This is a genomic window from Ensifer sp. GW821-FHT05G01 (genome assembly GCF_059419585.1).
Genome location: NZ_JBWKSC010000022.1, coordinates 1 through 12,630 on the forward strand (window position 1 = coordinate 1; position 12,630 = coordinate 12,630).

Sequence of the window (12,630 nt, forward strand, 5' to 3'; positions counted from 1 at the left end):
CTCGCCGCGCAGCACGTCGCTGCCGGCATCCCCCGACAGGATGTCGCTACCGCCGCCGCCCAGAAGCACGTCGGCAAGACCACCACCCAGGAGAACATCCGCGGCCGACGTCCCGATCAGCGTGCGGGCCGCAACCGGCAACGGCGTCTCGCCACCGTCGCCATCACCCGAACCGTCGCCGTCATCGTCGCCATCGTCGCTGCCGTCGTCGTCGCCGCCAGCGTCATCATCGTCGTCGTCGTCGTCACCGCCGCCGACCGTATCATCATCATCATCAGTGTCGTCGTCATCGTCGTCCGAACCTCCGTGAACCTGCAGGGTCGGCAGAACACCGCTGGAGAAGGTGATCGAGTGCGTGCCGTTGGTCAGCGTTGTCATGCCATCGGCTTCGGTGGCCGTGTAATCTTCGAGGTTCGCGCCCTCCACCAACTCAATCACGTCCTGAGGCCGCAGTGTTCCAATAATCGTATCGTTGCCGCCATTGGAACGGAACAGGATGCGGTGGGCTGACTGGAGGCTGCTGATATCGACCGTGTCGTCCCCAGCCGTGCCATCAATCGTGATCGTGTTGACGCTGAGGCCGGTGGGCGAGAAATCGCCGATCGTCAGGACCGTGTCGTCGCCTGCACCCGTATTGATGACGATCTCTTCGATGTCGTTGAGTTCGGCAATGACCGAAGCGAAGTTCGTGCCGTTGCGGGTAATGACGATTTCCGTCGCCGCGTTGAGGCTGCCCACGTTGTTACCGGCGACGGCTGCCCATTCGGTGCGGGTGTAAACCCGGAAGGTTTCGTTGGAAGCGTCGCCGTTGACGACCACGGTATCGCCATTCGCATCTTCGCTTTCGCCGTTGATGATGTCACGACCCTCGCCGACATCGACGGTGATCGTGTCATCGCCCGCGCCGGCATTGATCGTATCGTTGCCGCCCTGGCCGTTGATCTGATCGGCAAAGGTCGATCCGGTCAGGGCGTTGCCTGCAATCGTACCGTTGATGGCAGCCGGAGCCGGTGTATCGGCGAGGATGAAATCGGCGATAGTGATGTCATTGGGATCAACGGCATCGACGAGGATCGTACCGATCGTGGTCGTGCCGGTGGCATCCCGAATGGTCAACAACGTATCGTCCGTCCCGGGAACGACCACACGTGTTTCCAGAACGCGTGTCGCAAAGTTGGCTGCGGTGATGCCGAGGCCGCTCAGGTCGATGAAATCCTGGCCACCGCCGGCAGGGTTAGCATCGAACGTGTTGATTGTGTCGTCGCCGAAATTGATCGTATCGTAGACGTAGACATCGTTGTCGCTGTTGTCGTTGAAGGTATCGTTGCCGGCTCCGCCACGCAGTCTGTCGTTGCCGTCGTCACCGTCGATGATGTCGTTGCCATCACCGCCCGAAAGCGTATCGGCCCCGTTGTTGCCGAGCATGTTGTTTGCAAGCCCATTGCCGACGCCGGTAATAGCACCGGCACCGTTCTTGGTGAGGTTCTCGACGTTCGCACCGAGTGTGTAGTTGGCGAGCGTCGTCTGGACCGTATCCGTTCCGGCGGAACCGACAGCGGTTTCGTCGACCGCGTCACCGACATTGTCGACGACGTAGGTGTCGTTGCCGGCACCGCCGCTCATGGTGTCGGCACCAGCGGCGCCGTCGAGCGTGTTGTTGCCGGTATTGCCGACGATGATGTTGTTCGCGGCGTTGCCGGTACCGTTGATGTTGCCGGCGCCGGTCAGGTTGAGGTTCTCGACATTGGCGGCCAAGGTATGGGTGACCGAACTGTTGACCGTGTCGGTACCCCCGTTGACTGCTTCGACCACGGTGTCGCCGGCCGCGATGACGTAGGTGTCGTTGCCGGCACCGCCCGTCAGCGCATTGGCGCCGGCACCGCCGGTGATCGTATCGTCAAAGGCGCTGCCGATGACGTTTTCGATGTCGATCAGCGTATCGTTGCCGTCGGCACCGGTGGCCGTTCCGGTCGTCAGGTTGACGGTGACCGCACCACTGGCCCCGGCATAAGACGCCGTGTCCGTATCGCCGGTCCCCCCGTGCAGCAGGTCGTTGCCCAGCCCACCTGAGAGTACGTCATCCTCGTCCTGACCGAAGAGCGAATCGTCGCCTGCGCCGCCGGCGAGCGTATCGTTGCCGTCGTCGCCGTACTGAACGTCATCACCCACCGTCGCAAGGGCCGTCAGATTGTCGGCGCCGTTGCTGCCCGTGCTGATGGTGAACGTCTCGTCATAGGTGTTGAGGAAATCGTCGGTCGAGCGGATGACCAGCGTGTAGGTGGTGTTGGCCACCATCGCACCGACGCGGCTGACAACGCCGGCCGGTGAAACGGTGAAGCCAGGACTGCTTCCGGGCTGCAAGGAATAGGTCCAGGCCGTGCTGTCGTCATCGACCGTCGCCAGGTTCGCGATCGCCCCTGTGGGCAGATCGGTATTGTTCGGGTTGATGGCGTTCCAGCGGATATCCGTCGGCGCTTCGTTGGCGAGAAAGATGCGCGTACCGTCGGAGAACTCCGCCCATTCGACGTTGCGCAGTCTGTCGATGCCGTCCGAGACGAGATTGCGCTCGGTCAGCGGATCGATGACGTTGCTGACGTTGATATGCGAGATCGTCGTCGAGCCATCGGCATTGCGGACAACCGTGTAGTTCGCGTTGCCGTTGGCGTCGAGGAACGTGTCGTTGAAGAAGGCGGTGTCGACATCGCCGATACCGTCGTCCTCAACGATCTCACGAACGATGTGCAACTGAGTCGGCACGATCGTGCGGGAGATCATCAGGTCGAACAGCGACTTGCCAACCCAGCCCGCCGGAACCGGCGAACCACCGGGGTTTTCCGTGCCGGTAAAGACATGCTTGAGGCTGTCGACAGTGCCGATCTGGTTCAGCGGCGTGTTCTCGGCCCCAGCCGCTGTGATGCGAATACGCACGTTCAGCCAGGCATCACCGTCGAGGAAATCATCCCCGCCATTGCCGCGCAGACTGTCGGAGCCCCCACCGCCAAGCAGGATGTTCCCGGAGTTGAAGGCCGACAGTGCCTCGAGTTGGGCTGCCGTCGCGCCGACGGGCGCGGCAGTGATGAGGTTGCCGAGCAAGGCGCGCAGCCCTTCGATGCGGTTGACGCCCGCCTGGGACAGCTCGTCGTTGAAGAAGATGCCTTCCGTGGTCGCAACCGTGTCGCCCGGCAGAATGTCGCCTTGAACGCGGTCATCGCCGAGCAAGGTGTCGTTGTGATCCCAGCCGGAGAGAGCCTCGGTCTTGTCGAAGCGGTTGCGCAGGATGTCTTCCGCCTCGGTGGTGAAGATCGGGATGCGCATGTCGGCGTAACCATCGAGCGCCATGCCCTTGAAGATCGCCCAGTCGAAACCGAACATGCCTTCGTTGCGCATGACGCTTTCGCCCTGGACCATGATGTCGTCGCCGGATTCACCGTCGAAGTCGTGTTCCTCGTTGCCGGAGAACATGACGTCATGGCCCTTGATCGCCGAATTGAAGAACAGTTCGGAGTTGTCGCCGGCCGTGGTGTCGAAGCCCCCGCCTGCCTCGATCCAGTCGTCACCTTCGTTGCCCATCAAGAGGTCGACGCCTTCGCCACCGAGGATGAAGTCGTCACCCGCGCCGCCGAACACTTCTGTATCGTCGACACCCACGAAGACGACGTCCTTGCCGTCGCCGCCCATCAGGATATCGATGCCGTTGGAGTTGGCGATGACGTCGTTGCCTTCCTCGCCCTTGATGAAGTCGCCGGTGTCGCCGCTGTCGGTCAGGATGTCGTCGCCGCCGCCACCGTTGACGAGGTCGACGCCGGCGCCGGATTCAACGCGGTCATTGCCGTCGTCGGCCCAGATCGCATCGTCGCCGAAGTCCGTGATGATGGTGTCGGCGCCATTGGTGCCACCGACAACGATATGTTCGCCACCGGTGAAGCGCAGGTAGTTCGTTTCGATTGCCGCTGTGCGGGGATCATCACGCACGACCTTGCCGAGCCCGATCGCCTCGAGCGCCGGGTCGTTGCCTTCCGGGTCCGGCCCAGCCTGGTTGGCCTGGTTGACCTCGAGCACGAAATCGTACTTCGCAAAGGAGTCGACGCCGATGTGGCGTTCGATGATGTCGTCGGCTGTGCCGCGGATGCCGTCGGCCCCGGGCTGCGCCAGTTCGGTGTTGGCCATCATCATCTTCGAGAAGGAATTCTGCTCGAGCTGGTTCAGCATATTCTGGCCCTGCGTGCGGGTCAGGTAGTAGAACCGGTCGCCGTCCTGCAGGTTTTCCATCTGGGCTTCGAAAATCGCATTGAAGGTCGAGCCAAGCATGCCGCCAAACGGCATCTTCTTTTCGGCCAGACCGCCGATCCACAGATCGATCAGGTTCAGACCGCTGTTGCCGATGGTCCATTCGCCGGTGCTGTTCAGGAAGTCGAGGCGATCGGCGGGCACGAGGATCGTGCGCGTTCCGCCCGGTGCGTTGGCATCCGCAATCACCTGCTCTTCGCCAAAGACGATTGCCATTGCAGCGGCACGCTTGCCGGCAAGTGTTGCTTCATCGTCCACCAGATCATGCAGGCCGTATGCCGCGATGAAGTTGACCACCGAGATCGGGTTCTTCAGGTTGGCGGCAAAGTCCACCCAGCTGTCATAGGGCGTGAGGAAGGTCGAGCCGGTTGCCGCATAAAGCTGGGCGCGGGCTTCGTTCAACGAAGGTATGCCGGTGTCTCGACCGCGGGCGATGTTGATCGTCGCCAGGTCGAGCGGAAGACCGAGCAGATTGTTGCGCAACGATCCGACGATGAATTCGTCGATTTCGTTGCCGCGCTCGACAGTCATGCCGCGCACGACCGCCGCGGCGGCCGCATCGTGCGAAATCGTGCCGTCGAGGTCGAACTCGACAGGATTGAGGAAGGCTTCGATAAGCCCGACTTCCGGATTGATGACAACGCCATTTGCATCAAGACGCGGCATTTCGTCGGTCAGCATCGAATGGCCGAAGCGATAGACCGTGTTGGCGAATTCGGAGAAGATCGCCGGGTTGATGTCGGTGACGCTGTTGAAGACGAAGGGGTCGATCGCCGGCTGGATCTTGCGTGCGAACTCTTCGAACACCAGGTGCTGGTACTGCATTTCCGTGGCGAAGCGGGCGGCCTGGAAAATACGCTCACCGTCCCAGCCGAAGGAATCGAGAAGTTCCGCCCGCTCAAGCGGGTCGGCCGGGAATGTGGCCGGCAACGCGTCAAGGTCCGCCTGAGTGATATCGACAGACAGCCACTCGTTGATGAAGGCGAGATCGCCACTTTGCAGAATGGTCATCTTCTGCATGTCCGTCTGGCGATTGTGCTCGGAATGGAAGATGTGGTGCACGGTCGTCAGACCGATGTTTTCGTTGCCGCGGCCGTCACCGGTGATGAAGTGGCGGTTGAGGAGTTCGTCGTCATACTCGGTATTGCGGCCGGTCTGGGGATTGAACGCCACCGTATTGCCGGTTTCGCCGTCGGCATCGGCGACCAGATTGCCCTGAGCATCAAAAACGGGGACGGCATTGTGGGCAATATCGTCCAGGAAGGCATGGCCGATACGCAGCGCGCCTGCCGCAAAAGTGTTCACAGGATTTAAGGGATCGCCCTCGGTGACGAGATCATCGGACGTATTGGGGATTCCGTCGCCGCCGAGACCGGTGACCAGCAATGGGTATCCGTTCGGTCCGCGGATGAACTCGCCATAGGCGTCCGTGCGGATCAGCGGAATGTTGAAGATATCGGCGTCGGTTAGCTGGATGCCGAGCACGTCTGCTGCCTGCGCCTTGATGTCGGCCCAGGTGGGCAGCCCGTTCGCCGACCCGTCAAGCAGGCGGCCGGTCGCGACAGGCACACCGCCGACGGTCGCATATTCACGCAGGAAGAACTGATGCGAGGCATGCGACGTATAGGTCTGGTTCTGATCGACGAACGGGGTCGTCGTGTTGGTATGAGAATCGCCATCAGGGGTCGCGCGCGTCAGAACCATGAAGCGCAGATGCGCCGGCAGGTCGTCGGCGGTTCCAGCCACGCCATCCGTTCCCAGTACCAGCGGGTCATCAGCCTGGAGCGGTATGTAGACGGTCGCGCCCCCCTTGGTGATCAGGTCGAGACCATGGTCGAAGAACTGCCCGAAGAAGGTCATCCAGGCGTTGAAGGGCGCGGAAAGGCCTTCGTCCGGTGCCACGTTGGGAATGGACAGGTTGCCTTCGTCACCGATGACCAGCCCCAGTTCAGCTGCAACGGCCTCCAGCGCCGCGGACGGATCCTGGGCGACCACTTCCGCCAATGCCAGCGCTTCCTCGGCGGCGGTCACGGCACTCGCTGCGTCCTGAATGGCGTCGATGCTGGCGGGGTTGCCCGGCGTGTAGTTGGCGACAGCCAGATCGAGGGCGGTATTCGCGGCGTCGAGGTCACCTTGCGCAGCCACAAGGGCGTCATCGGCCTGCTGTTGGGTAACCCGGGCTGCAAGCAAACGCTCCATATCGCCTTGCGGGTCTTCCGAACCGGCAAACGTCAGCGCCGCGATGATGGCTGCCGGATTGTTGATCGACATGTCGACGATGAGGTTCGAGATGATGCGCGGATCGGCATCGACCACATTGGTGTTGGGTGCGCCATAGTTGCCGCCGGTCAGGATGCCGCCGGGCGCTGGTCCGTTGACATCGATGCTGTCGCCATCGGTGTCGTTGCGATACTCGGCGTCCAGCAGCCGCGGCATCGCCTGGTCAGCGGACCCCCAGGTCTCGCGGCCGGGCACGATGTTGTTGTAGGTGCCGTCGACGGTGCGAAGGCCGTTCGGAACATGGGGGTCGGGGATCGCGAGCTGCGCACCGGGCGTGCCTGCCGGAACGACATTGCCGGCCGCGTCGACGTAGATCTCCCTAAGGTCCTGCGCATTCGCGCCTGAATGCGCGGTCGAGTTGCCTTCTGCGATCTTGATCTGGCGCAGAATGAACATCATGTCCTGAAGATTGAGCTTGAACGCGGCCATTTTCCCCTCCGTCGAGACACAGCGATCCCCCCGGAAGGACACATGTCTTTCCGCCAACAGAGGTCGCGTCACTGATACTGGCCGGCATTAACGCATCGAAGCCTCGGTCGGCGTAGAGAACAAGGTCGCGTGATTTTCGCGACTAAAGGACGGCCCAACCAGAATACTTTGGTCCCCACCGTTCTCGGACCTTAGTCTGAGCAAGATTTCGCATGCCGGCTTTGCGTGAATGGCGCGATCCAGTAAGAAGTGTGCGGAACTTTCGCCGTACGCCTCGCTGTCTCGACGGTAGGGTCGATGGTCAACGTCAATATGTCGTGCTGGTCCGAGCGGAATGCAGCCTAACCCTGGGCGCAACCACGCTTGATACTGCGGCGTTCAATGGTCTCCGCCCTGCTGCTGCCACGCCCCTCGACAAGACGTCAGACCGCAATGCTGAACTGGTCGCCGGCATTCTTGTCACGAGTTTGACATGGCTCCTGCCGCTCTGGGCGGCAATAAGCCTCGGCTACGCCTTTTCGCTCAGCGTTGATTGCGCCAGCCATTCCGGGTTTTGGAATTCAATCCGACGTCGAAGTCGTCTTACAGCCAATTTACATACTCCCTCAACCTATCGCGGGCGCGCGGTGTTCGATCGCACGGCGCTGCCGGACGACGCTTGCCTCCTCTGCTTGGTAGGCGCTAGTGGCCCGCTGAAGGCTGTGTAAACGATGGCGCATCGCCTCAAATGCCGCTCTTTGCGATTTCGGGACCAAGTTGCTCGCACCTCTCTCGCTGTGGGCGAGTGCTCCCGGTCCGAAACGTGCATTAAGTGCCTTACTGACGGCTTGGAACTCCGCACGGACCTCCGGACTAAGCGCCCGAACCCTCCGTTCTAGGTGGGCTGCGTTCTTCGCCGTGTGTTTAGTCAAGTGTCGGAGTTCTCTCTCAGCTTCCTTCGTCAATCCTGGAATAGCGACGGACATGCGGGTTCGTTCAGTGCTCACTGCCAACAACTCAGCCTCGTAGGCGGCGGCGTAAGAGCGCCCCATGGCACGAATGCAGGCGGCAGCGGTCTTGACGGCCTGCAAAGCTGCCCGACGCTCTCGTCCGGCTGCCAAGAGCCCATCCAACATCCTGCTAGAGCCACGCAATGTGCCATAGGCGACGGGATCAGTGACAACGGCACGGACAATGCGTTCGGGATCAACTTTCATCGTTAGAATGCCTTCGATCGTCGCAACCGCAGCACCTGGATCACGCCAGATCCGCACCGCGTCTCGGCCGAATATCGCCTTCTCCTGTCTATAATGTTCAGCTTTCACGGCCCTCAACCGCGCCTCGTCCTCAACGCAGTTCTCGAATTCGGTTACAGCGGGCAACATTGGCAAGCGCGCGACGGGGGACTGTGGAGTAAATGCTGCCGGCACAATGAGTTGACCGGGCTCGCGTTTCTCGACTGTACGCTGCACTGCTGCAAACCGTCTAACGACCTCAAACAAATCTGTCAGTTCGGCCCTCTTCTCCTTAGACATGTTTTCCGGCATCCGCATCGTCGCGTCGCGCTTAGCGACGTCATCTGCCTTGTCGGAAAATGCAAGCCATCCAAACCGACGGGTCAGGGCCTCATCGATGGCCTTGACCTCTTGGACGATTGAGCGATCCTCCGCAGCAATCCGGAACGCGGACCGATAGGCTTCATACCCTCCGCGGTCCCCGGCTGCTTCGATCTCTAGAAGCCGCGCTCTCGCGTTATTGGAGAGCGGCGGAATAGCGAAACCCACACACGCTCTGCGCATTCGTTCGTTGTTTAGAAAGCGCCCTTCATGTCTGCGAAACTCCGCCGCATGAGCTCGTGCCAAAAGCGCGAGCTCTGACAAAGCCGATTTTGCCGCCACCCGCTCCTTCCGGGCAGCTTGGCCATCGACAAGGTTCTGGCCACCACGCAGCTTCCCAAGTTCTTTCGGAGAGCGAATAAGCCCATCTGCGATCAGTTGCGGATTCCCGATGGTATTCGAGGTTTGCGCGTTCAATCGCGCAAGCGCGACCGCCGGATCGCGGTAAATCCGCTTGAGTAGAGGCATGATCACCGCCTCACGCTCCGCCCAAGCCGCAGACGCAAGATGGGCGAGACGTGCATCCTCCACGAGTGGCCGCGAGAACGAGGTCGTTGCTGAGAGCAATTCTCTATCACCATCCGCCTCTATCTCAATCGATTGCCGCTCGGCTGCACCGCACCTTGCGCTAATGCGTTCGGAATGGACAGTCGCAAGCTCAATTGCGACGTTGGCTCGTTGCCATAGCTGGACCACACTACGACGCTGATCGGAAACCCAACTCAGCGCACTAATAGCTGTCTTGACCAGGCTTGAGCGCGAAATAGCCTCAATTCCGCGGCGCTGCGCGAAGTCTTCTGCCAGTGAGCGATATGCATCTTCAGTCACATAATCCAGCGTGGTCGTTTTCCCACCCGAACGGGAGAGCCGTTCAACCAGCTCAGGAAACAGGGCCGGCAAACGATTTTCCCTGGCAATCCGACGTTGTCGATCCCCTGCCCTCTCAATCAACCTCGCTGTCCAGACATTGCGCTCGACCACACGCTCTTCGAAGCGCGTTCTGGCAGGATTCTCACCGAGGACCGCAACCTTGATCGTGACCTTTTCTGTCCCGTCCCTTCGAAGTATTACGGAGTCGCCGAATTTCACTCCGCCATCCTCTAGTGCCTTGGGTAGATTGACGCCCCACAGGCGATGCGTCACTCCATCTTCCAGACGCAGATCAGCATAAGGACTTGGACCGGCACCCTCGCGTGCGCGAAACTTTGCGATACCTGTCTCGACGAGCTCGCCGGTAACGCCGTAGGTGTAATCGGCATGCGGCCCTCTTTCGTATGCCTGTCTCCGCTGGAAATCCTCTGACGCGGCATACAGATCTGCGCGGTAACGGTGGCGGGTCATCGCGACATACGTCAGATGCTGGTCCATCATCCCAGTGGCGAGCACGAAGGCGCGATCAAAGGTCGAGCCTTGGCTTTTATGGATGGTCGCGGCGTAGCCATGATCGACATTCCGATAGGTACTCTCGGCAAAAACGACAGAGCGTCCATTGTCGAGCCGAACGGTGAGCGCCACCGATTGCCTACCGGCTACTGTTGCACGAACAGTCCCGAGCATGCCGTTCTTCACGTGTTGAACACCTAGGTGCGCGGCATGTGGCTCAACGAACCGGGCATTCTCGAGAAAGATGATACGGTCGCCAACCGCGAATTCCCGCATACCGCGCTCAGTCAAGAACGGCCTGCCGTCCGGTAACAATCCATCCGTCGAAAGCACTTCGCGAATAGAACGGTTCAGCACCCTTACGTCGTCATTGGTATGCGCGAGCACAGCCAACTCGTTGCCATGCGGCTGGCGACCTTCGGCTGCCGATTTCGCTACCAATCCGCGGTGTGCAGTTGTCCAGTCTACGACAATGCGCTCTATGGCAGCCTGACGGGTCTGAGCGCTAACGATATGTCCGCGTTCGCTATAAGCGGCAAGCGCCTCTTTCACTTCACCGCGGGCAAATTGCTTTGAGGCAGCACGCGCCCATTCCATTTTCTGCCGTCGAACACCAGCTAGTTCCACAAAGCTGATGCGCTCGACAATCGCCCGGAAAGCCGCGCCCGCCTGAATCGGCTGGAGTTGCATAGGATCACCAACGAGTACCGCCTTTGCGCCCGCTTCCTCGATATGCTTCAACAAACTCGCCATCTGTTGTGACGACACCATTCCGGCCTCGTCGACGATTAGCACATCTCCTTTTTGGAGAAGGTCGTTTCGTCGCTGCCAAGCGTGCTCCCAAGAGGCGATTGTGCGAGCCCGAATGCCCGAGCTTTCCTCCAATCCTTCAGCAGCCTTTCCGGCGAGTGCCGCACCGACTACACACCGACCCTCTGTTTCCCAGACAGCGCGGGCAGCACTCAACAATGTCGATTTACCGGCACCGGCCACACCGACGACTGCAGCGATTGCGCCTTCGGCGGTAATATGCCGGACGGCGTCAATTTGCTCTGCGTCGAGGCGAACACCCGCGGCAGAGCGTTCGTGCGATGCAACGGCGGCAGCAACTCTGGTGCTTGAGACACCAAAGCCGCTCATCTTCGACAACGCGGTGGCCAAGCGTGCCATTTCATACTCGGTTTTCACCAGACCGCGCGTAGTGAACACTGTCGGCTGCTCGACTTTGTTGGTTTCGCCATTTAGCCGCTGTGGCTGCAGTATAACGAGATCGTCCGATGACATCAGTCTGGCGCGAACATTGGCAAAGACAATCGGATCGTCGATGTAGCGATGAATCTCGCGGGCGATGTCCCACTCGCTAAAGGTCGATCGCTCGTTGGCGAGTTTCTTCAGCAACAGAGCCGGATCGTCCATCAGTCGGTCGGCAATCTCATAGCGCTTGGCCAATGCCGCCGGTGAAAAGTAATTTTCGATGCCTTTGCGAACAAGCGCAGCACGATTCGGACCAAGATGCCGCTGCTCCAGTCCGCGAAGTCCTTGTTCATCGTAGGAACGGCCATCGAGGTGGAAATCATGGCCGGCAAGCGCCAGATGGCGGCTTGCGGTTTCCGCCCAGGCGACCTTCCACTTCCTCAGCACCTCCTTGTCGCCTGCCCACAGTCGATAAATGATTTTTCCCTCAGGTCGGTCAGGCGTGTTGACGCGTACCGGCTGGCCGCCTTCACCAATGATCGCAACTTTCTTCGGCCCGAACCCCACCTCCGCCAAAGGCCGCAGCGTTACCATGATATGGATATGCGGGTTGCCGTCCTTGTCGTGATAAACCCAATCGGCGACCATTCCTCGCGACGTGAGGTTCTGCCGCACGAAGTCGCGGACAAGTTCTATGTTCTGCTCGCGACTTAATTCGACCGGAAGCGCTAGAATGATCTCACGGGCAAGCTGTGCATCGCAGCGCGTCTCAAAACGGTCGACCGCGTTCCAGAGCACGTTACTAGCGCTGGCGACCGTGCGCCCATCTATCGCGGCCCTCAGCCATGAGGGTGTCGCGTCGGGCAAAGCAAGCTCCTCATGCACCATCTCCGCACGCCCACCATGGTAGCGAAACTCCTTACCTATTTTTTCGTCCATCATCTTGGTGCGATGACGATAGGCCGCTGCAGAGATGATGCTGCGTCCATCACCTCGGCCGATCACCTGCACCATCATAAACATGATAGCCAAATCAGGAAACTCCTCTTCTGAGCTGGTCGCTCCTGCGACGTATATTGCGCCATTCGCTTTTTCTGGAGCGACTATTGACCCAGAACTCCGGTAAACTTACCGCAATCTGCAGAAATTGACTATCATATTTATACTAGTATAATCGAGGCTCAGGCTGACGAAGGAAGGACGAGACATGCGCGCAAAAACAACCATCTCTGACATCGACACACAGATTGAAACACTCCGGGCGAAACGCAAGAACCTGCTGATCAAAGCGAGCGAGCGCTTCGCCCGGGCGGCGCAGAAGGCCGGTCTGGCTGAACTCGATATCCCGGACGGCGAACTCGACGCCATCTTCACAGAGATCGTCGCGCGATTTCGTGAGCGGCACCGACGGGTCGATGGTCCCATCGCTTAAAAGGGTCAATCAACGGATCGTATTTCTCGA

General features: G+C 60.1%; 3 protein-coding genes. 1 reads left to right on the top strand and 2 read right to left on the bottom strand.

Going from position 1 to position 12,630, the window contains the following annotated elements:
* Together AC07UR_RS33440 and traA are read right to left on the bottom strand one after the other, a co-directional pair.
* Positions 1–6,996 (bottom strand): peroxidase family protein (locus tag AC07UR_RS33440; RefSeq protein ID WP_494724413.1); only part of this gene is annotated, 6,996 nt, incomplete at its 3' end.
* 605 nt (positions 6,997–7,601) lie between these two features.
* A complete protein-coding gene (traA, locus tag AC07UR_RS33445; protein WP_209793307.1) occupies positions 7,602–12,200 on the bottom strand; it encodes a Ti-type conjugative transfer relaxase TraA in 4,599 nt (1,532 codons plus the stop codon).
* A 175-nt stretch (positions 12,201–12,375) separates the two neighbouring features.
* On the opposite strand from traA, the gene AC07UR_RS33450 reads away from it, so the two are divergent.
* The gene (locus tag AC07UR_RS33450; protein WP_209793308.1) at positions 12,376–12,600 is read left to right on the top strand and encodes a TraC family protein; all 225 of its coding nucleotides are present in this window, start codon (positions 12,376–12,378) and stop codon (positions 12,598–12,600) included.
* Positions 12,601–12,630 lie beyond the last annotated feature (30 nt).